The organism is Stenotrophomonas sp. YJH_SMC_65 (assembly GCF_059369475.1).
In genome coordinates, this window is sequence record NZ_JCAFSR010000001.1 from 80,085 (window position 1) to 98,983 (window position 18,899).

At 66.0% G+C, this 18,899-nt stretch carries 14 protein-coding genes and 1 riboswitch; of the genes, 7 read left to right on the forward strand and 7 right to left on the reverse strand.

Annotated features, from left to right (window positions below; genetic code table 11):
• Positions 1-761: 761 nt before the first annotated feature.
• Together AC5P7A_RS00345 and AC5P7A_RS00350 are read left to right on the forward strand one after the other, a co-directional pair.
• Complete coding sequence (locus AC5P7A_RS00345) at positions 762-2,054, forward strand: adenylosuccinate synthase (protein ID WP_049441939.1); 1,293 nt, start codon at positions 762-764, stop codon at positions 2,052-2,054.
• A gap of 116 nt (positions 2,055-2,170) precedes the next feature.
• Positions 2,171-2,833, forward strand: coding sequence for a hypothetical protein (locus tag AC5P7A_RS00350; RefSeq protein ID WP_049407584.1), 663 nt, complete (start codon positions 2,171-2,173; stop codon positions 2,831-2,833).
• Here the strand turns inward: AC5P7A_RS00350 and AC5P7A_RS00355 are convergent.
• The 3 genes from AC5P7A_RS00355 to AC5P7A_RS00365 all read right to left on the reverse strand — a co-directional run bounded on the left by AC5P7A_RS00355 (position 2,763) and on the right by AC5P7A_RS00365 (position 6,581).
• On the reverse strand, positions 2,763-3,440 hold the full coding sequence (locus AC5P7A_RS00355) for a M23 family metallopeptidase (RefSeq protein WP_049441937.1): 678 nt from the start codon (positions 3,438-3,440) through the stop codon (positions 2,763-2,765). The two genes, AC5P7A_RS00350 and AC5P7A_RS00355, sit on opposite strands and share 71 nt — an antisense overlap.
• Positions 3,441-3,444: 4 nt before the next feature.
• Positions 3,445-4,407 (reverse strand): L,D-transpeptidase family protein, encoded by a 963-nt coding sequence (locus AC5P7A_RS00360; protein WP_049441943.1) that lies wholly within the window; start codon positions 4,405-4,407, stop codon positions 3,445-3,447.
• 170 nt (positions 4,408-4,577) lie between these two features.
• Complete coding sequence (locus tag AC5P7A_RS00365; protein ID WP_049441936.1) at positions 4,578-6,581, reverse strand: CARDB domain-containing protein; 2,004 nt, start codon at positions 6,579-6,581, stop codon at positions 4,578-4,580.
• A gap of 233 nt (positions 6,582-6,814) precedes the next feature.
• Between AC5P7A_RS00365 and AC5P7A_RS00370 the strand changes: the two genes are divergently transcribed.
• On the forward strand, positions 6,815-8,938 hold the full coding sequence (locus tag AC5P7A_RS00370) for a methyl-accepting chemotaxis protein (RefSeq protein ID WP_126411256.1): 2,124 nt from the start codon (positions 6,815-6,817) through the stop codon (positions 8,936-8,938).
• An 86-nt stretch (positions 8,939-9,024) separates the two neighbouring features.
• Here AC5P7A_RS00370 and AC5P7A_RS00375 read toward each other — a convergent pair whose 3' ends face one another.
• Positions 9,025-9,312 (reverse strand): hypothetical protein, encoded by a 288-nt coding sequence (locus AC5P7A_RS00375; protein WP_032960023.1) that lies wholly within the window; start codon positions 9,310-9,312, stop codon positions 9,025-9,027.
• A gap of 133 nt (positions 9,313-9,445) precedes the next feature.
• On the opposite strand from AC5P7A_RS00375, the gene AC5P7A_RS00380 reads away from it, so the two are divergent.
• Complete coding sequence (locus AC5P7A_RS00380) at positions 9,446-10,147, forward strand: alpha/beta fold hydrolase (RefSeq protein WP_046431979.1); 702 nt, start codon at positions 9,446-9,448, stop codon at positions 10,145-10,147.
• An 8-nt stretch (positions 10,148-10,155) separates the two neighbouring features.
• On the opposite strand, the gene AC5P7A_RS00385 is transcribed toward AC5P7A_RS00380, so the two are convergent.
• Together AC5P7A_RS00385 and AC5P7A_RS00390 are read right to left on the reverse strand one after the other, a co-directional pair.
• Positions 10,156-10,644 (reverse strand): hypothetical protein, encoded by a 489-nt coding sequence (locus tag AC5P7A_RS00385; protein ID WP_014648023.1) that lies wholly within the window; start codon positions 10,642-10,644, stop codon positions 10,156-10,158.
• Between the two features lie 22 nt (positions 10,645-10,666).
• Positions 10,667-12,757 (reverse strand): catalase, encoded by a 2,091-nt coding sequence (locus AC5P7A_RS00390; protein WP_049441934.1) that lies wholly within the window; start codon positions 12,755-12,757, stop codon positions 10,667-10,669.
• Between the two features lie 114 nt (positions 12,758-12,871).
• Here AC5P7A_RS00390 and AC5P7A_RS00395 point away from each other — a divergent pair, with 114 nt between their 5' ends.
• From AC5P7A_RS00395 to AC5P7A_RS00405, 3 genes are all read left to right on the forward strand, one after another.
• A complete protein-coding gene (locus AC5P7A_RS00395) occupies positions 12,872-13,594 on the forward strand; it encodes an AraC family transcriptional regulator (RefSeq protein ID WP_014038112.1) in 723 nt (240 codons plus the stop codon).
• An 82-nt stretch (positions 13,595-13,676) separates the two neighbouring features.
• Positions 13,677-15,044, forward strand: coding sequence for an amino acid permease (locus AC5P7A_RS00400; RefSeq protein ID WP_014648020.1), 1,368 nt, complete (start codon positions 13,677-13,679; stop codon positions 15,042-15,044).
• A gap of 138 nt (positions 15,045-15,182) precedes the next feature.
• On the forward strand, positions 15,183-15,593 hold the full coding sequence (locus AC5P7A_RS00405; protein WP_005418291.1) for a VOC family protein: 411 nt from the start codon (positions 15,183-15,185) through the stop codon (positions 15,591-15,593).
• Positions 15,594-15,684: 91 nt separating this feature from the next.
• On the opposite strand, the gene gcvP is transcribed toward AC5P7A_RS00405, so the two are convergent.
• Entirely contained in the window at positions 15,685-18,552 is a 2,868-nt protein-coding gene (gene gcvP, locus AC5P7A_RS00410; RefSeq protein WP_049441931.1) for an aminomethyl-transferring glycine dehydrogenase, read from the reverse strand.
• 62 nt (positions 18,553-18,614) lie between these two features.
• Positions 18,615-18,717: riboswitch (glycine riboswitch) on the reverse strand.
• Between the last annotated feature and the right edge of the window lie 182 nt (positions 18,718-18,899).

An 18,899-nucleotide genomic window follows, 5' to 3' on the forward strand; every position in this document is an offset into this window, starting at 1 on the left:
TGCGTGGCCTGGCCTTGGTAGCTGCCAACCTTGGTTGGCATTGCCGGCCAGCGGCCGGCACGACCGGGTGGGGCGGCTGACCGACCTGCACCTGCGTGGCCAGGCTCTGGTAGATGCCAACCTTGGTTGGCATTGCCGGCCAGCGGCCGGCACGACCGGGCGGGGCAGCTGACCGCCCTGCACCTGCGGCGTGGCCAGGCCCTGGTAGATGCCAACCTTGGTTGGCATTGCCGGCCAGCGGCCGGCACGACCGGGCGGGGCGGCTGACCGACCTGCACCTGCGTGGCCAGGCCCTGGTAGCTGCCAACCTTGGTTGGCATTGCCGGCCAGCGGCCGGCACGACCGGGTGGGACGGCTGACCGACCTGCACCTGCGTGGCCAGGCCCTGGTAGATGCCAACCTTGGTTGGCATTGCCGGCCAGCGGCCGGCACGACCGGGCGGGGCGGCTGACCGGCCTGCACCAGCGTGGCGAGGCTCTGGTAGATGCCAACCTTGGTTGGCATTGCCGGCCAGCGGCCGGCACGACCGGGCGGGGCGGCTGACCGGCCGGTGAAGCCGTCCGTCGGAAAGGTGGCAGCGGACCCCGGAAACCCGGATAATGCACAAAAGCCGGACGGGCCTCCCCGTTCGGCTTTTTCCGTGTCTGGGCCCTCCATCGCCGGCCGCTCCCCGTTTGGAGCCGCCCTCCAGGTGCTGGCCAGCCCCGCCACGGTTTACCCGTCCGCGGCCCCGATGGCCGCAACAAACCGAGGAGCCCGTCATGGGTCAGTCTGTCGTAGTGTTGGGTGCCCAGTGGGGCGATGAAGGCAAGGGCAAGATCGTCGATCTGCTCACTGAGGAAATCGGCGCCGTCGTGCGCTTCCAGGGCGGCCACAATGCCGGCCACACCCTGGTCATCAACGGTAAGAAGACCGTCCTGCACCTGATCCCGTCGGGCATCCTGCGTGACGATGCGCTGTGCCTGATCGGCAACGGCGTGGTGATCTCGCCGGCCGCGCTGCAGAAGGAAATCGCCGAGCTGGAAGCCTCCGGCGTGGAAGTGCGTTCGCGCCTGAAGATCTCCCCGGCCGCGCCGCTGATCATGCCGTACCACATCGCCCTGGACCAGGCGCGCGAGCGCGCAGCCGGTGGCAAGGCGATCGGCACCACCGGCCGCGGCATCGGCCCGGCCTACGAAGACAAGGTGGCGCGTCGCGGCATCCGCATCGCCGACCTGCATTACCCGAAGCAGCTGGAAGAACTGCTGCGCACCGCGCTGGATTACCACAACTTCGTGCTGTCCAAGTATCTGAACACCGATGCGGTCGACTTCCAGAAGACCTTCGACGAAGCGCTGGCCTTCGGCGAATACGTGCAGCCGATGAAGTCCGACGTGGCCGGCATCCTGCACGACCTGCGCAAGCAGGGTAAGCGCGTGCTGTTCGAAGGTGCGCAGGGCGCGCTGCTGGACATCGACCACGGCACCTACCCGTACGTCACCAGCTCCAACACCACCGTCGGTGGTGCGCTGGCCGGTTCCGGCGTCGGCGCTGATTCGATCGACTACGTGCTGGGCATCGCCAAGGCCTACGCCACCCGCGTCGGCGGTGGCCCGTTCCCGACCGAGCTGGACGACGAAGTCGGCCAGGGCATTCGTGACCGCGGCGCCGAGTACGGTGCGTCGACCGGCCGTCCGCGTCGTTGTGGCTGGATGGACATCGTCGCGCTGAAGCGCGCCGTGGCCATCAACGGCATCAGCGGCCTGTGCATCACCAAGCTGGACGTGCTGGACGGCATGGAAAAGCTGAAGGTCTGCATCGCCTACGAATACAACGGCAAGCGCACCGAGTACGCGCCGCTGGACGCGCAGGGCTGGGAAGAATGCACCCCGGTGTACCTGGAGTTCCCGGGCTGGAGCGAGAACACCCACGGCATCACCCAGTGGGACGATCTGCCGCCGGCCGCACGCGCCTACCTGCGTTCGCTGGAAGAGCTGGCCGGCTGCCCGATCAGCATCGTCTCCACCGGCCCGGACCGCGACCACACCATGGTCCTGCAGGATCCGTTCGCCTGAGGTGGCGCCGGGCCATGCCCGGCGTTGGTGACAGGAAAAGCCCCGCGCACGCGGGGCTTTTTCGTTACTGTGTGGCCAGGCCAGCGGGGAAGCGACGCGATGACCAGGATGTCAGCGTGAAAGGCGGGACGGTAGTGCGGGTCACCCTGTGGGTGTCGTGGAGCCTGTGGTGCATGGCCGGCCTGGTACTTGTGTTGGGTGCAGCCGCCAATGCCCTGGCTTCGCGCACGCAGACGGTGCCGCTGGTGCTGCGCCCTGGCGCAACCGCCCAGATCACCGTCTACCGCCTCATCGATGACCAGCTTCGGCTGCGCCTGCGCTATGCCGCGGACGGTACAGAGGCTGACCCTGAAGTGCTGCTGCGCATCGAGACTCCCACCGAACATGGAGACTTCCGCGCAGGGGAGCGTTGGGGAGTGGCCGGGCAGGGCATCGACCGCGCGCTGGTATCGGTTGAGTCCAGCGGCCTCATGGCCTCCTACTTTGGTTACGGTCGCGGCGACGCATTGCCACGCGGCCGCTCATGGCTGCGGGTAACCGTGCTGGAGGTGGATCCGGCGCTGGCGGGACGCACTGCAGACATCGAGCTGCAGCCGCCGCTGGGTCTGCTGAAGCTGACCGACCTGGACTACCTCTGGCTGTGGCCGTTCTTTTTCTGGAAGATGGCGGCGCTGTTCCTGCTGATTCCGGGGGCTGCGTTGACTGTCTTCACTGTGGCGTTGCGGCGCCAGCAGCGCCGGGCATCGGTGCCGCCGACTTCAGCAAGGGATAGGGATTGATCGACTCTCCCTTCCACCACTGCTTCTCCGGCCCCAAGACATGCACTTCGAAGTGCAGGTGCGGGGCCTCGGCGCTGGCATTGCCGGTGCTGCCGACGTAGCCGATCACATCCCCGCGCTTGATCGCCTGTTTCTCGGCCAGGCCATCGGCATAGCGCTGCAGGTGCGCGTAGTAGTAGCACCAGCGTCCGCTGGGCTCGAACTGGTAGATAGTCAGCCCGCCGCGTTTGCTGTCGAACAGTTTTTCCACCGTGCCATCAGCCACCGCGAGTACCGGAGTACCGGCATCGGCCAGGATGTCGATGGCATCGTGTACGCGGCCTTCGCTGCGTGCATCGGTGAAGGTATCGCGCAGCTGCGAGGCCAGGATGCCCTGCACCGGCAGCAGCAGGCCGGACGGTGCATCCGCAGCCTGCGCGGCCGGCGGCGCGGTGGTGGCGGGTGGGGCCGTTGCGCGTGGCGCTGGTTCGACCACCGGCGCGGCGGACACCGCCGATGGCGCTGCCGGCAGCGAGGCGGCTACCGGCTCACTCCCATCGCGACGCAGCCACCAACCTGCCCCCAGTCCCAGCAGTACGCCCAATACGATCAGCTGCGAAAGACGCATGGGCTTACTCCTGCATCACCACGGGCACCGAAGTATCCACTGCGTCGGCCACACGCACCGCATCCCAGTTGGTCATGCGTACGCAGCCATGCGATTCGGTCTTGCCCACGTGGCTGGGTTCGGGCGTGCCATGCAGGCCGTAGTGCGGCTTGGACAGGTCGATCCAGACCCGGCCGACCGGATTGTTCGGGCCCGGCGGCAGCGTCGCCTTCTTTTCGCCCTTGCGCGCATCCCAGAACAACTTCGGGTTGTAGTGGAACGGCGGGTCGCGATACACGCCCAGGATCTTCCATTCGCCGATCGGCAACGGGTCGTGCTGGCTGCCCGACGACACCGGCACCTGCGCGATCAGCTTGCCCTGCGCATCCAGCAACTGCAGGGTGGAGTCGGATTTGTCGACCACGATCTTCGCCGCCTTCGGCAATGCCGCTGGTGCGATGTTGGGCACTTGGATGCGGCTGCCAGCCTTGGTCAGATCCACGCCGGGATTGAGCACCTTCAGCAACTCCGGCGAGGCGTGGAAGCGCTCGCCCAGGGCTTCTTCCACACTGCTGAAACCCAGCGATTTCAGTTTGGCCTGTGCGGCAGGTCCTTTCGGTATGGGCTGGAACGGGCCGGCGACATCCTCGGCAGTCAGCGTGTAGCTGGCCAGCGGCCCCACCGTATCAGCCTGCAGAGCCTTCCAGGTGGCGTCGTCCAGCTCACCCGTCACGGTCAGCCCATGCGCGGCCTGGAAGCCCGCCACCGCGCGTCGCTGGTTGCTGCCCACTTCGCCATCGATCTGGCCAGGCGAGAAATTCGCGCGATCCAGCAGCACCTGGGCGTGCAGGGCGGAGCGCACTGCGGCGTCCGGGCCGGCCTTCTCGGCAATGGGGGCGGGCAGGTTGGGCGCAGGGGACTGCGCGAAGGCGGGTGATATCAGTAGCGACAGGACGAACAGTACAGGATAGGGTACACGCATGGGCATCTCCGGCATTCACGGAACTACCATGCCTGTGCGCAATGCAGGACTGATGTGAAAAGAATCTGACGCCGGGATGAGTGGTGCCAACGTGACCATCCCTTGTGGGGCCGCGTCTGCACATGGAAAGCAACGAGGGCAGGCGACCACGGATCCGTCGCCGCCTGCCCTGATGTTCAATCCACAGTAACCATGATGTCGATGCTGTTGTTGTCCTCCCGTGACTCGCTCACGGTGTTCTGATCGTCAACCAGCAGCTGGATGGAGTGCACCCCTGGGGTCGGGCGCCAGACGTCGTTGTAAGTCCTGACATTGACGCTGGCGCCGGGTGCCAGGGTGTAGTTCTGGAGGCCGCCCCACACGCAACCTTCAATGAAACACTGCCCGTTCTTCATGGCCATCAGCCCAATCCAAGGCGCGCTGGCGGCGACCGAGCCGACATTCTCGATGGTTGCGGTGAACGAGGTTGCATCGCCGGATTTCGGACGCAGCGGCTGTGAATGGGCGCTGGTGATCCGAAGGTCTGGCTTGTCCGAGACCTGGATGATTCGAGCCAGCTGGTTGTTGCCCTCATTCGACTCCTGGATCAGCCCTTGGTCGTCAACAATGGAGGTGATCTGTTGCTGGCCACCCGCGGCTGGCCAAACGGGGCCTGCGGGGCTCAACCATACGGATTCGCCCGGCGCCAAGGCCGTTGTCAGGCCACTCCAGGGGCAGCCACTGGCTGGGCACGCGCCGTTTACCAGATAGACCGCTCCGAGCCAACCCGCAGGTGCGGGCATTGATCCGCGGTTGGTTACTGCCGTGCGGAATGTCACTGCATCGCCTGGCTTGAAACTGGCTGGAATCGTTTCGATCAGGTATGGCTGCAGATCGGGCAGATCCCCCACCATGATTTCCCGGGTCAACTCGTTGTTGTGTTCGTCGAGTTCCTTGATGCGGTCCGCGTCATCAGCGAACACGGTCATCGCATGCAGCCCTGCCGAAGGTGTCCAGCTGGGTCCCTGGTTCAGATCTATGGTGGCCTGTTGACCAGGGGCCAGACTGATGGTCAAGATCCCCCATTGGCATCCTCCCTCGAAACACTGTCCCTCCTCATGGACGAGGACACTGTGGTGATTCATGGGAGACGGAGCATTGCCGGCATTTCGGATGGTTGCCCGGAAACGGACTGGCTCCCCTGCCCGGAACTGGCTTGGAATCGTGTCGATCCGCGTGACCTGAAGGTCCGGTTGATGCGTGAGGTCATCGATCATTGAGTTGAAGATGGCAGGGCAGTTCTGCCCGTCAAACTGAAAATCAGGGCGTGCACCCGGCCAGAACGCAAAGTAGGCGCTGCCTAGGTTGCGAGGGCGGTCCGCTCCATACACGGCTTGCAATGAAGCTTCGAGTTTCACCCGGAAGCTGGTGCGCAGTCCGGGGTCATTGCAGCTGGTGTAGTTGAAAGCAGGAAGGACCGGAACCATTCCACCTCCCAGCAATCCGTGCCGTTTCCATTTCTGGTACTGAGCGACCTGTTCGTTGACGGTGTTCTGATACTGGTCAACGAAGACGACATCCTGTGCGTGTGGGCTCATTGCGTACTGGATCTGGACATCGCTCAACGTGCCCATCAGATTGGCGATGATCACCGGGCGCGCGGATGCATCGGGATCCGCTTGCCGAAGCCTTTCGTAGACCAGTTCCTGGAAGCGCTTGCAGATACCAAGGTTCTGTGGTGTCTGTGGCAGAGCTGGTTCGTCAAAAGTGTAGTAACCAACTACGATGTCTGAGTTCTGCAGGGCAAGTGCAGCAACAGCGTCAAGCTCCTGTTGAAGCCAGTCTGGTAGACGCTCGTTGCCAGGAGAGCAGGCACTGCCGGGATCTGCGTACCAGGCGTCGTGAACGGGTCCGTTGAACTGGAGCAGCACTTTGAATCTGGATAACAGCGGGTCCTGCCGCAGCGCCTGCAAACGGGAGCTGAGTTCACCCGTATTCCATCCTGTCACGGGAATCACATTCGCGCCGGCATTGTGCAGCTCGGTCAGCTGGGAGCGGACTGCGGGGTCAGCATTGCCGATGATGTTGTACGCGTAGAGGAACTTGAAGTTGCTTCCGGTGTATGCGTCCTGGGCGTGCGCGGACTGTGGGCTTGTCATGCAGGCAAGCAGGAGCGGAAGTGCACTGAGATAATGCCTCATGGTCGTCCTTGTACGATGGCGGGGGTGGCCGAGGTCTGGCATCTTGCAGATCAGCGGTGGCCCAGCATAACGGCAACAACTGCGTGGATCAGACCGCCTACGGAGATGCTGCGCATTCGTTGCTGGCAATGGCGATGCAAACGTGAACCGCGCCCGAAGCGTTCAGAATTTACGGGTCAAGACCCAGCATGAGGCCGCCGATAAGGCCACATCCCCCCGTATTGGATATCCCCATGAACTACTTGAGGAACGTCAGGGTTGCCTGGCGTCTTGGGCTGGGCTTTGGCCTGTTGCTGCTGCTGGTCGCCGCCGTGGTGGCCACCGGCGCCACTGCCAGTGTCGTGCAGAAGCGCGCGATGCAGCAGGTGGTCGACGTCAGCGTGGCCAAGGTGCGCCTGCTGTCGCAGATGCTCGATGCCAACAACCAGATGATGGTCGTGCGCCGCGAAATGCTGATCCGTCAGGGCGAAGACCGCGGCAGCGACGAGAAGCGCATCGCCGACCTGGTCAAGCGCTATGAGGCCAGCTGGACCGCCTACCAGGCGCTGCCCAGCGATGCCCAGGGCAAGACCATCGCGGAAACCATCGCGGCCAAGCGTGCCGTTGCGCGCCCGCTCAACAAGCAGACCAGCGAACTGATGGAGCAGGGTGATTACCCTGGCGCCGTGGCGCTGACGCTGGGCCCGGTGCAGGAAGCGGCCAACGGCTGGAACAAGGCGCTGTCCGATGGCGTGGACTTCGAGGAGAAGGAAAGCCGTGAGGCTGCCGCCGAAGCGATCCGCCTGGGCGAACGCAGCCTGCTGCAGCTGCTGGTGCTGGGCGGCGTCGCGCTGCTTGCCGGCATCGGCGCCTCGGTGATGATCGGCCGCAGCCTGACCGGCCCGCTGGCGCGCGCGGTGAACCTGGCCGAGCGGCTGTCCAAGGGCCAGCTGGACCAGGAGTTCCGCCTCGGTGGCCGGGATGAACTGACCCAGCTGGGCGAGGCCATGGCCAGTGTGCGGCAGAGCGTGCAGGCGGCGATCGGCGCGCAGCTGCAGATGGCTGAGCAGCACGAAGCGGGTGCGATCCGCTATCGCATGGACGACAGTGCCTTCCCCGGTGATTTCGGCCGCATGGTGCAGGCCACCAACAGCCTGGTCGAATCGCACGTGCAGGTGGAGCTGCTGATGGCCGAAGTGATGCAGCGTTACGCGATCGGCGACCTCAGCCGTGACCTGCCGGACTACCCGGGCGAGAAGGGCACGCTGACCCGCACTCTGGCCGCGGTAAAGCAGAGCCTGATGGCGATCAACGCGCAGATCGATGAACTGGCCCGTGCGGCTCGCGCCGGCGACTTCAGCATGCGTGGCGATGCTGCTGCGTTCCAGTACCAGTTCAAGGCGATGGTCGAACACCTCAACGGCATGATGGCCAGTTCGCAGGCCAGCATTGCCGATGTTTCCGACGTGCTGCGCGCGATCTCGCACGGTGACCTGACCGCACGCATGGACGGTGAGTACGACGGCGTGTTCGCGCGCATGCGCGACGACGCCAATACCACCACCGCGCAGCTGACGGGCATTGTGCGGGGCATCCAGGTGGCTGCCGACAGCATCAACAACGCGGCCCAGGAACTGGCCGCCGGCAACAACGACCTGTCGCGCCGCACGGAGCAGCAGGCGGCCAACCTGGAGGAAGCTGCCGCGTCGATGGAGGAGCTGACCTCCACCGTGCGCCAGAACGCCGAGCTGGCGCGTCAGGCCGACAGCGAAGCGCATGCCGCCGGTGCCGCCGTACGCGAGACCGAGCAGGCGATGGCGCAGATGGCCTCGGTGATGGGTGAGATCGATCAGTCCTCGGCACGCATCTCGGAAATCTCCACCGTTATCGACGGCATCGCGTTCCAGACCAACATCCTGGCACTGAACGCTGCGGTGGAAGCCGCGCGCGCGGGCGAGCAGGGCCGTGGTTTTGCCGTGGTCGCCAGCGAAGTACGCACGCTCGCGCAGCGCGCCGGCGTCGCGGCCAAGGAAATCAAGGAGCTGATCGAAGACGCCGCTGCCAAGGTGAAGAGTGGCCTGGCGGTGACCGTTGAATCGGAAGCAGCGATCGCACGCGTCGCCCAGGCCAGTTCGCGCACCACCCAGCTGATGAGCGACATCGCAGCGGCCAGCAAGGAACAGGCCGCCGGCATCGAGCAGGTCAACCAGGTGGTGGTGCAGATGGACCAGGTGACGCAGCAGAACGCGGCCCTGGTGGAAGAAGCCACTGCGGCGAGCCGCGCGCTGGAAGAACAGGCGCATGCGCTGACCACGTCGGTAGCGGTATTCAAGGTGGAAGGCGCAGGGGCTTCGGCCGTGCCGCGCCGTGCAGCCTGAGCAGGCTGCTGACCCCGTGACAGGAATACGGCCGCCTTGAGCGGCCGTATTTGCATTGCCCGCTCAGGCAGCAGGGAGGATCGCCCTCATTGCTCCAGGACGCTGCCGAGCATGGCCCCAAGCACGTACAGCACGCCAAGCGTGGGAGGAATCACCAGAAGGTAGACGGTGATCCAGGTCATTCCGGAAAGCCAGCGTCCCACGCCGATGACGTTGAGTGCTGCGGTCTGCAGCATCACCGGCAGCTGCATGAGGATGTAGGCGCTCTTGGGGTCGCTGTTGGACCGGGCATCGAGCACCAGCCAGGTGGTCAGCGCGAGATAGAGCGCGCATAGGGCAATGCCGGTCCAGCTGAGCCAGCGTGGCTTGCGCATGCCGCCTTCCTCGTCTGTCCGGGGCCATCAGGGTAGCGCCGCGAGCAGCGGCGTGCACTTCCCTGGGTCGAGCCGATAAGCGAAGCTGCGCGGCAGCGAGTCGTGCGAAGGGACCTGAGAAGTGAGCAATGTGATGAACGCCGTGATGCTCCCGATCGTGATGCTGCCCGGGCTGGATGGCAGCGGCCTGCTGTCGACATGCTTCGTGGAAGCGATGCAGGACCAGGGGGTTACCGTGCAGGTGCTGCCGCTGCCCATGCACGGGCCACAGGACTACGTCACATTGGCGTCGATCCTGCGCCCGCAGCTTCCCATCTCTCCCTTTGTGCTGCTGGCTGAATCGTTTGCCGGGCCGCTGGCTATCGAACTGGCGGTGGCTTCACCGCCGGGGTTGCGCGGATTGATACTGAGTACGACCTTCGCGCGGCGACCGGTGCCGCTGCCAGCGGCGAGCGCACGCTTGCTTGCCCCTGCATGGCCACCGCCGCCGCTGGCGTTGCTGGCCCGGCTTCTGCTGGGGCATTGGCGGACACGCATGAACCTTCGCGAGCTGCGGCATGCGATCGCTGCGGTACCGACCGCGATCCTGCGGCAGCGCGCTGCGGCGACACTGCAGATCGATGTCCGCGCGCAGTTGCCGAAGCTCATGCTGCCGACGTTATGCCTGCATGCACGACAGGACCACCTGTTGTGGCCGCCCAGCGTGGCCGAGCTGCAGGTCTTGTTGCCCGATGCCCGGCACGTATCGCTGGAAGGGCCGCATCTACTGCTGCAGGCCCGTGCCGAGGCAGCCGCAGCCGAAGTTGCCGCATGGATGAGGGCGCTCCCCTCCTGATCGAAGACTCAGCCGCGTGCACGCGTGCGCGCGGCTTTCTTCGCCGCCGCCTTGCGCACGGTCTTCTTCGCGGCCCGCGTCTTGGCTGCCTTCTTCGCGGCGGCGCTCCGCGCGGCGGCCGTACCCGCCTTCTTTACCGCTGCCTTCTTCGCCGTCTTCTTTGCGGCCTTCTTTGTCGCGGTCTTGCGAGCCGGTGCCTTCTTCGCCACCGCCTTCTTCGCAGGTGCCTTCTTCGCCGCCGTCCTCTTGGTTGCGGCCTTCTTTGTGGCCGATTTCCTGGCAGGCGCCTTCTTGGCAGCCTTCTTGCTGGTCGCCTTCTTCGCGCCCTTGCGGGCACTGCCGGCGCGCTTGCCGCCGCCGTCCTGCTTGTTCACGGTGGCCCAGGCAATGCGCTCGGCGGTGCCTTCACTCGCGCCGCGATCACGTTCGCTTTCCTCGATGTGCTCGGCCTGGCGCTTCTGCTTTTCGGTGTATGCGGATTTGTCACCACGGGGCATGACGATTCTCCTGTCGTTGTGGTCAGGCCAGCAGGCGCAGCTTGGGCTCGCGCGCCCACTGGCGGGTGGCGGCCGCCGCCAGGAATGCCTTGGCGTCTTCTGCTTCGACGATGCCGGGGTCGTTGCCGACGCGCGCCGCCTTCAGCAGCACCTGGCCGCCCGCGTCGCTGGCGATGGCCTTCAGGTGTGCCCACGCCTGGCTGACGAATTCGACGGCTGCACTCTCTTTCGACAAGGCCTTCGCGGCTTCAAGGCTGAGCACCACGGCTACTGCATCGAACACGGCTGACGGGGTGCCCGCCAGCTGCCCATCTGCCGCCTGCAATGCGCCATCGCTCAGCGTGGCGCCTCCCACTTTTGGCGCGACCAGCTTCACGTCTGCACCTGCCTTCCGGGCGGCCTTGCTCAGGCTGGCAATCACGCGCGCGTCGGAGCCTTCGTCGAACAGGATGCCGATGCAGCGACCCTGCAGGGTGGGCTTGTTACGCCCGATCACGCGCACCTCGGGAGCGGGTGGCATGTCCCGCACCGGCGTGGCGGTTGGGGCCGGGTCGGGCAGCGCAGGCAGGGCCAGGCCATCGGCCACGCGCTGCGCCAGCGCGTCATCGATGTTGCGCAGGTGGCTGACGGTGCGCACCCGCACCTTCAGCGTTTCCACCTTGGACAGCTCGAACACCAGCGCCGATGCCAGGTGCGCCTGCTCCGGCTTTTCCAGGCTGCGGAAGAACATCCGGGCCTGGCTGTAGTGGTCGGCGAAACTCTCCGCGCGGGTGCGGCCCTTGCGGCCATCGTCGGCGCTGGCATGGCTGCGGAATCCGGCAGGCGTCTCGCGCGGGGTGTCGTCCTGCAGCGAGCTGGGATCGTAGGCGACGCGGCCCTTGGGCACCTGCATCTGCATGTGGCCGTCGCGCTGATGATTGGCAAACGGGCACTTCGGTGCATTCACCGGGATCTGGTGGAAGTTCGGGCCGCCCAGGCGCAGCAGCTGGGTGTCCAGGTAGGAGAACAGGCGGCCCTGCAGCAGCGGGTCGTTGCTGAAGTCGATGCCGGGCGGCACGTTGGCCGGGCAGAACGCCACCTGCTCGGTCTCTGCGAAGAAGTTGTCGGGCCAGCGGTCCAGTACCATGCGCCCGATCACCTGCAACGGCACCAGCGATTCGGGAATGATCTTGGTCGGATCCAGGTGGTCGAACGGGAATGCGTCGGCGTCTTCTTCGGTGAACAGCTGCACCGCCAGCTCCCATTCGGGAAAGTCGCCGCGCTGGATGGCCTCGAACAGGTCGCGGCGATGGAAGTCATTGTCGGCCGATTGCAGTTTCAACGCTTCGTCCCAGACCGTGGACTGAATGCCCAGCTTGGGCCGCCAGTGGAACTTGACAAACGTCGACTCGCCAGCCTCGTTCAGCAGGCGGAAGCTGTGCACGCCGAAGCCTTCGATCATCCGCAGCGAACGCGGGATGGCGCGGTCGCTCATCGCCCACATGATCATGTGCATCGATTCGGGCATCAGCGAAATGAAGTCCCAGAACGTGTCATGGGCCGACGCGGCCTGCGGGAAGGCGCGGTCCGGCTCCATCTTCACTGCGTGCACCAGGTCCGGAAACTTCATCGCGTCCTGGATGAAGAACACCGGGATGTTGTTGCCGACCAGATCCCAGTTGCCCTCCTTGGTGTAGAACTTGACCGCAAAGCCGCGCACGTCGCGCGGGGTATCCACCGAGCCTGCGCCACCGGCCACGGTCGAGAAGCGGGTGAATACCGGCGTCTTCACGCCGACCTCGGTCAGGATGCGCGCGCGGGTATGGGCTGCCAGTGATCGGGTCAGCTCGAAGTAGCCGTGTGCTGCGCTGCCACGTGCGTGCACGATGCGCTCGGGAATGCGTTCGTGATCGAAGTGGGTGATCTTCTCGCGCAGGATGAAGTCCTCCAGCAGCGTGGGCCCCCGAGGTCCCTGCCGCAGGGAGTTCTGGTTGTCCGCCACCGGAATGCCCTGGTCGGTGGTCATTGCCGGATGGCTGCCCCCGGCCTGCTGGTGCAGTTCATCGCCATCGCCCCGGCGGTGGCTTTCGGCAGGGACGGTTGCGCGCTTGCCGGTCGGCTTGCTGGCGGCCATGGACGTTGGCTCCGGATCATCAAAAGGAACCACGACACTGGAACCAGCCCCGTTAAACCACGGTCCGGCAAAGGTGAACGTACGGGCAAAAGCAGGCTCGGGTATGCTTGCCGCATGCGAGTCGAGCCCGCCGACATCGAAGCCCTGTTCGACGCCATCCCGGATGTGCTGTTCTTCATCAAGGACCGCCAGGGGCGTTACACCCACGTCAACCAGACCATGCTGCGGCGGCTGGGTCTGCGCGCGCGCAAGGACGTGATCGGGCGTACGGCGGCCGAAATCTACCCGACCGGCCTCAGTGCGGACTACGTTGACCAGGACGCCCGCGTGCTGTCCGGTGAGGTGATCGAGAACCTGATGGAGCTGCACCTGTTCGCCAACCGCGAACCGGGCTGGTGCCTGACCTGCAAGCGCCCGCTGGTGGTCGACGGGGCCATCGAGGGCCTGATCGGCATTTCCCGCGACCTTGGCCAGAAGGACAGCCTCGGTACCCAGTACGAGCAGCTGCGGCTGGCGCTGGCCCACCTCAACGCGCACTACGCCGAGAACGTGCGCATGCAGACCCTGCTGGACATCACCGGCTTTTCGCTGTCCAAGCTGGAGCGCAGCTTCCGCAAGGTGTTCCAGATGACCCCGCAGCAGGTGCTGACCCGGCTGCGGATCCAGATGGCCATGCATCTGCTGCATGGCGACGACAGCATCGCCTGCATCGGCCAGGCCTGCGGTTTCAGCGACCAGAGTGCCTTCACCCGCAAGTTCAAGGCTGAAACCGGTTTCTCGCCGCGTGCCTATCGTGCCCGTATCGGTGGGAACGTCGGCGAGCCGGCGCTGGCCTGAGCGGCCTGCTGCGCTGTGCCTATCCCCGTGGGCACGGGACAGGGTAAGGTGTCGCCCCTGTAGCCCGCCGCCAGCCCCGCCGATGCCCAACTCGATTCCGACCGCTTCGCCGTCCCGCCTCGGACATTCGCTCAAGCCCCGCCAGCTGATCATGATGGGCCTGGGCAGCGCCATCGGCGCCGGGCTGTTCCTCGGCTCGGGCGTGGGTGTGCAGGCGGCCGGTCCGGCGGTCCTGGTGTCGTATCTGGTCGCCGGAGCGCTGGTGATCATCGTGATGAACGCTCTGGGCGAGATGGCGGCGGCCAAACCGACCAGCGGCGCGTTCTCGGTGTATGCAGCCGACGCCATGGGCGCTACCGCCGGTGCCACCGTGGGCTGGCTGTGGTGGGTGCAGCTGGTGATCGTGATCGCCGCCGAAGCAGTGGGTGCGGCCGGGCTGCTGGCCACGGTCTGGCCGGCGATACCGGTACCGATGGCGGCGTTGGCGTTCATGCTGTTCTTCACCGCGATCAACCTGCTCGGAGTGAAGAACTTCGGCGAGTTCGAATTCTGGTTCGCCATCCTCAAAGTCGCGGCGATCCTGGCGTTCATCGCCATTGGCGTGGCGCTGCTGATGGGATGGCTGCCGCAGGTGACCTCCCCGGGCCTGAGCAACTTCACCGAACACGGTGGTTTTGCGCCGAAGGGCCTGGCCGGGATCGGCGCGGCGCTGCTGGTGGTGGTGTTCGCCTTCGGCGGCACCGAGATCGTGGCCGTGGCGGCGGCCGAAACCGAAGACCCCGAGCGCAGCATTGCCCGTGCCATCCGCACCGTGGCCTGGCGCATCCTGGTGTTCTACATCGGCTCGCTGAGCGTGATCATCGCCGTGGTGCCGTGGACCAGCGAGGCGCTGAAGTCGCCGTTCGCCGCCGTGCTGGACATCGCCCGCATCCCGGGCGCTGGTACCGCCATCACGCTGATCGCCGTGATCGCGCTGCTGTCGGCGCTCAATGCCAACCTCTACGGCGCCTCGCGCATGATGTATTCGCTGGCGCAGCGTCGCGAAGCGCCGGCCGTGCTTGGCTGGACCGACCCGCGCCAGGTGCCGGTGATCGCCGTGCTGGCCAGCGTGCTGTTCGGCTTTGCCGCCACGGTAATGGAACTGCTGTTCCCGGACCGGGTGCTGCCGGTGCTGCTGAACATCGTCGGTTCCACCTGCCTGCTGGTGTGGACGCTGTCGCTGGTCTCGCAGCTGGTGCTGCGTCGTCGCGCGGATCGTCTGGGTACCCGACTGCCGTTCCGCATGGCCGGTTTCCCGTGGCTGACCTGCTGTGCACTGGCGATCCTTGCGCTGATCTTCGGCCTGCTGCTGAGTGAGTCGCACACCCGCCTGCAGTTCCTGTCGATGGTGGCGTTGACCGCCACGATCGCCGCCAGCAGTGCCATCGCGCGGCGCATGCGCCAGGCGTGATTCTGTAGAGCCGACCCTGCGGTCGGCTGCTGTTTGCGCGATCGCCAGCCGAGCATGGGCTCGGCTCTACAACAGGCACACACTCCGCGTGGCACTGTGCAGGCAGGCCGTCATCGGCCCGTCGACCAGGAGTACCGCATGCTGCGCAGCCGTCCCTTCCTGATGTTCACCGGCCAGGCCGAGGCCGCGCTGGCCCTGTACGCCGAAGCCTTTGCCGATTTCCGGCTGCTGGCCCTGCAACGCCATCCCGAGGGGGCCGGCGCCGGCGTGCCGGGGCAGGTCCGCCAGGCCATCTTCCTGCTCGGTGGCACCCACTACCTGTGCTTCGACAGCCTGGACGTGCACGATTTCACCTTCTCGCCGTCGATCTCGCTGTTCGTCGAGTGTTCCGGTGCCGAGCAGTTCGAGCGCGCGGCACGCGTGCTGGGTGAGGGCGGCCATTGGTTGATGCCGGTGGGCGACTATGACTTCAGCAATCGCTACGGCTGGGTGCAGGACCGCTTTGGCGTGTCGTGGCAGTTGAGCCTGGGGCAGATGCCGGACCCGTGATCGGATGCTTGTGGGTGTGGGCCTTGGTCCACACGCCCCATGAAAACGGCCCGCTTGCGCGGGCCGTTTTCTTTACCGATGCAGTGAGGAATCACGCCTCGACTTCATCATCCTTGTAGGCATCGACCGGGATGCAGGCGCACATCACGTTCTTGTCGCCGTACACGTTGTCGACACGCGCCACCGGCGGCCAGTATTTGCTCTGCTTCAGGCTGGCCAGCGGGAAGGCGGCCAGTTCACGCGGGTAGGCGTGGGTCCACTCGCTGGCGGTCACTGCGGTGGCAGTGTGCGGCGCGTTCTTCAGCGGGTTGTCCTCGCGGTCGAGGCGGCCGTCTTCGATCGCGGTGATCTCCTCGCGGATCTGGATCATCGCGTTGATGAAGCGATCCAGTTCGTGCAGCGATTCGCTCTCGGTCGGCTCCACCATCAGCGTGCCGGCCACCGGGAAGCTCAGGGTCGGGGCATGGAAGCCGAAGTCGATCAGGCGCTTGGCCACGTCCTCGGCACCGATGCCGCTGGTCTTCTCCAGCGGGCGCACGTCCAGGATGCACTCGTGCGCCACCAGGCCGTTGCGGCCGGTGTACAGGGTCTTGAAGTGCGGGGCCAGGCGCTTGGCGATGTAGTTGGCGTTGAGCTGCGCGACCTGGGTGGCCTTGCGCAGGCCGTCGCGGCCCATCATCGCGATGTACATCCAGCTGATCGGCAGGATCGAGGCGCTGCCGAAGCTGGCCGCGCTGACCATGCCGACCGGGCCGTTGTCACCCAGCTTGCCCGGCAGGAACGGGGCCAGGTGCTCCTTGACCGCGCACGGGCCGACGCCCGGGCCGCCACCGCCGTGCGGGATGCAGAAGGTCTTGTGCAGATTCAGGTGCGAAACGTCCGACCCCCACTTGCCCGGCTTGGCCACGCCGACCAGGGCATTCATGTTGGCACCGTCGGTGTACACCTGGCCGCCGTGCTTGTGGATGATCTCGCAGATCTCCACCACCTCTTCCTCGAACACGCCGTGCGTGGACGGGTAGGTCATCATGATCGCAGCCAGGCGGTCGCTGTACTTCTCGGCGTTGAGGCGGATGTCCTCGACGTCGACGTTGCCGTTGGCATCGGTCTTGGTCACCACCACCTTCATGCCGCACATCTGCGCCGAGGCCGGGTTGGTGCCGTGCGCCGAATCCGGGATCAGGCAGATGTCGCGGTGGCCTTCGCCGCGCGAGCGGTGGTAGGCGCGGATCGCCAGCAGGCCGGCGTACTCGCCCTGCGCGCCGGAGTTCGGCTGCAGGCTGACCGCGTCATAGCCGGTGCATTCCACCAGCATCGCTTCCAGCGTGTCGATCAGTTCCTTGTAGCCCAGCGCCTGGTCGGCCGGCACCAGCGGGTGGATCTGCGAGAACTCCGGCCAGGTCACCGGGATCATCTCGGCGGTGGCGTTGAGCTTCATGGTGCACGAGCCCAGCGGGATCATCGTGCGGTCCATCGCCAGGTCCTTGTCGGCCAGCGAGCGCAGGTAGCGCAGCAGTTCGTGCTCGCTGTGGTGGGTGTTGAACACCGGGTGGGTCAGGAATGCGGACTGGCGCAGCAGCCCGGCCGGCAGCGCATCGGCGGTGCTGGCATCCAGCGCGTCGACGTCGGCCTGCGCACCGAACACGGCGGCCAGTGCGACCACGTCGGCGCGGGTGGCGGTCTCGTCCAGGCTGATGCCGACCGAGTCGCTGTCGATCGCACGCAGGTTGTAACCGGCGGCGCGGGCCTTGGCGTGAATCTCATCGGCGTGCACGCCGGTGACATGCAGGGTGTCGAAGAAGTCGCCACCGACCTGCACGCCGGCCTCGCGCAGCGCGGCGGCCAGGATCGAGGCCAGGCGGTGGGTGCGCCGGGCGATGCGGGTCAGGCCTTCCGGGCCGTGGTACACGGCATACATCGAGGCCATCACCGCCAGCAGCACCTGTGCGGTACAGATGTTGGAGGTGGCCTTCTCGCGGCGGATGTGCTGCTCGCGGGTCTGCAGGGTCAGGCGGTAGGCCGGGTTGCCCTGGGCATCGACCGAGACGCCGATCAGGCGGCCCGGCATCGAGCGCTTGTAGGCGTCGCGGCAGGCCATGAATGCGGCGTGCGGGCCGCCGAAGCCGAACGGCACGCCGAAACGCTGGCTGTTGCCGACCACGATGTCCGCACCCCATTCGCCCGGGGCGGCCAGCAGGGTCAGCGCCAGCAGGTCGGTGGCCACGGCCACCAGGCCGCCGCGCGCGTGCACGGCCTCGACCAGCGCCTTGTAGTCGCCGATCTGGCCGAAGGTGTCCGGGTACTGCAGCAGCAGGCCGAAGGCTTCTGCTTCCAGTGCCTCGACCGGGGTGCCGACGCGCAGCACGATGCCCATGGGCTCGGCGCGGGTACGCAGCAGTTCCAGGGTCTGCGGGTGCACGGCGTCGTGCACGAAGAAGGTGTCCGACTTCGACTTGGCCGAACGCTTGGCCAGGGTCATCGCTTCAGCTGCGGCGGTGGCTTCGTCCAGCAGCGAGGCGTTGGCGATTTCCATGCCGGTGAGGTCGGCGCACAGGGTCTGGAAGTTGATCAGCGCTTCCATGCGGCCCTGCGAGATCTCGGCCTGGTACGGGGTGTAGGCGGTGTACCAGGCCGGGTTTTCCAGGATGTTGCGCAGGATCACGTTCGGCGTGTGGGTACCGTAGTAGCCCTGGCCGATGAAGCTGCGCAGCACGGTGTTCTTGTCGGCGATCGCACGGATCTTCGCCAGTGCCTGCACTTCGGTCATCGATTCCGGCAGTGCCAGCGGCGCCGGCGACTTGATCTTGGCCGGTACGATGGCATCGGTCATCGCATCCAGCGACGCGTGGCCGACGACGTCGAGCATCTGCGCGATCTCGGCATCGTTGGGGCCGATGTGGCGCTCGACGAACGCATTGTGGTGCTCGAGCTCACGCAGGGAAGGGGTGTTCTGGGACATGGCGAAGGATCCGTCAGGAAAGGGCACACGCACGGGCACAAGCCGCCGGTCGGCGGTCTGCGGGGCGCCCCTCTGTCCTTTTGCCTGAGAGTTTGGAAGCGCGGAAAACCGCGGCTTCGTGCCCCTTCGGCGCCGGATCGAACCGGTCTCTCCAGAGTTGTGTTACGGGTGGTATCGGGCCTGAGCGATTACGGGCGTTGCGCCTTCGGCAGCGGTGTTCCGCTTCTCCCACCGTGTTGCCCGCCGATTATAGCCCGTTGCGGGCGCGCCAGCCGCCTGCGGGCCCGGCCGCGGCGCCTGAATGGCCGATGGCCCGCCCGTGCGTTTTGTGCACTGCTGCATGGCAT

What these genes read in the sequence shown, in the direction of transcription:
- AC5P7A_RS00345 (WP_049441939.1), top strand. Translation starts at nt 762, where the DNA reads ATGGGTCAGTCTGTCGTAGTGTTGGGTGCCCAGTGGGGCGATGAAGGC.
- AC5P7A_RS00355 (WP_049441937.1), bottom strand. Translation starts at nt 3,440, where the DNA reads ATGCGTCTTTCGCAGCTGATCGTATTGGGCGTACTGCTGGGACTGGGG.
- AC5P7A_RS00360 (WP_049441943.1), bottom strand. Translation starts at nt 4,407, where the DNA reads ATGCCCATGCGTGTACCCTATCCTGTACTGTTCGTCCTGTCGCTACTG.
- AC5P7A_RS00365 (WP_049441936.1), bottom strand. Translation starts at nt 6,581, where the DNA reads ATGAGGCATTATCTCAGTGCACTTCCGCTCCTGCTTGCCTGCATGACA.
- AC5P7A_RS00370 (WP_126411256.1), top strand. Translation starts at nt 6,815, where the DNA reads ATGAACTACTTGAGGAACGTCAGGGTTGCCTGGCGTCTTGGGCTGGGC.
- AC5P7A_RS00375 (WP_032960023.1), bottom strand. Translation starts at nt 9,312, where the DNA reads ATGCGCAAGCCACGCTGGCTCAGCTGGACCGGCATTGCCCTATGCGCG.
- AC5P7A_RS00380 (WP_046431979.1), top strand. Translation starts at nt 9,446, where the DNA reads ATGAACGCCGTGATGCTCCCGATCGTGATGCTGCCCGGGCTGGATGGC.
- AC5P7A_RS00385 (WP_014648023.1), bottom strand. Translation starts at nt 10,644, where the DNA reads ATGCCCCGTGGTGACAAATCCGCATACACCGAAAAGCAGAAGCGCCAG.
- AC5P7A_RS00390 (WP_049441934.1), bottom strand. Translation starts at nt 12,757, where the DNA reads ATGGCCGCCAGCAAGCCGACCGGCAAGCGCGCAACCGTCCCTGCCGAA.
- AC5P7A_RS00395 (WP_014038112.1), top strand. Translation starts at nt 12,872, where the DNA reads ATGCGAGTCGAGCCCGCCGACATCGAAGCCCTGTTCGACGCCATCCCG.
- AC5P7A_RS00400 (WP_014648020.1), top strand. Translation starts at nt 13,677, where the DNA reads ATGCCCAACTCGATTCCGACCGCTTCGCCGTCCCGCCTCGGACATTCG.
- AC5P7A_RS00405 (WP_005418291.1), top strand. Translation starts at nt 15,183, where the DNA reads ATGCTGCGCAGCCGTCCCTTCCTGATGTTCACCGGCCAGGCCGAGGCC.
- gcvP (WP_049441931.1), bottom strand. Translation starts at nt 18,552, where the DNA reads ATGTCCCAGAACACCCCTTCCCTGCGTGAGCTCGAGCACCACAATGCG.